General features: G+C 65.2%; 2 protein-coding genes. Both read left to right on the forward strand.

All coding sequences use genetic code 11. The annotated features are described in order from the left end of the window. The first annotated feature begins 27 nt into the window (after window positions 1-27). The gene (locus EN925_RS36505) at window positions 28-453 is read left to right on the forward strand and encodes a DUF6484 domain-containing protein (protein WP_127388526.1); all 426 of its coding nucleotides are present in this window, start codon (window positions 28-30) and stop codon (window positions 451-453) included. 10 nt (window positions 454-463) lie between these two features. Then, window positions 464-1232, forward strand: a 769-nt coding sequence (locus tag EN925_RS36510) for a hypothetical protein (protein ID WP_206633146.1), incomplete at its 3' end; no start/stop codon positions are given.

Here is a 1232-nt window from a genome sequence, read left to right on the forward strand (position 1 = left end):
GCACCATCAACAACAACTGAGGGCGTCATCATGGCAGTGCTGGATCGTATCGATGGCGTAGTGATCGGCCTGCTGATTGGTTTCGAGGGCGGGGCGCCGCTTGTCGTCTTCGTTGGCAATCCGCGCGAGACGGCGATTGCGGCGCGCAGCCTGACTGAACTGGACATTTCGGCGATCGGTTCAGAACTGGCCCTTCTGTTCGAGGAGGGTGATCCCACGCGGCCGCTGGTCGTTGGACGCATCGTCGATCCGGCGCACAAGAACAGGGGGTTGAAAGTCGCTCGCGAAGGCGACCGTGTCGTCATCACCGGAGACGAGCGCATAGAACTGCGCTGCGGCCTGGCGTCGATCATTCTAGAAAAGAATGGCCGCGTGACCATTCGCGGCAGCCAGTTGACGAGCCAGGCCAGCGGGACCAACCGTATCCGCGGCGGGGCCGTGCATCTCAATTGAGGTATTGCCGATGCACCCCGTCGCGACCATCGCCGCCATCGTGGATCAACATGCCGAAGATGCCGCTTTCCTCTGGCTTCGCCGCCGCCGCGAAATCGATGGTTCGATTCTCGAGGAGACGGACATCGGCCGCATCGACCAGCGTCTCGACGCGAACATCGAAGGGCTCATGGCTGCCGGCAAGGCCGGCTGGGATGCGGCCCGGGCCCGTTTCACAGACTATGCCGAGCCGGGCGAGCTTTTCGCACTTGGCACGCTGGCATTGCATTGGGGCGATGCTGATCTGGTAGCGATTGCGATCGACGCCGCGGCGAGCCTCGGTGAGGCCGGCCTGTCGAGCCTGTCCGCCGCAGTCGCGCGCACACCGCGTGAAAAACTGCGGCCGTTCGTGGCCGAATGGCTGGACACCCGAGATGCGCCGCAGCGTTGCCTTGGGCTGTCTGCGCTCTGGCATCACCGCGTCGATCCGGGACCGCGCCTGCATGATCTGGCCAGCCATTCCGACGCGAATGTCCGCCGGCGCGCCGTTCGGCTTGCCGGTGGGCTCAAACGGCGCGACCTGCTTCCGGCAGTCCTGGCTGGCCTTGATGGCGAGACGGCGAAAGAACGTCTTGCGGCCGCCTTCGCCGCTTGCCTGCTTGGCGAGGCGCGGTCCGCGCACCCAGTGATCGACAAGATCGTGCTGACGGAGACGGACCAGGCGGAGGCGGCGATCGAGATACGCCTGCTGACAACGCCGCCCGAGGCCGCGAAAGCCTGGTTGCAGACGCGCTTTGGCC

The sequence above is a fragment of the Mesorhizobium sp. M7A.F.Ca.US.006.04.2.1 genome (assembly GCF_004022915.1).
GTDB lineage: Bacteria > Pseudomonadota > Alphaproteobacteria > Rhizobiales > Rhizobiaceae > Mesorhizobium > Mesorhizobium ciceri.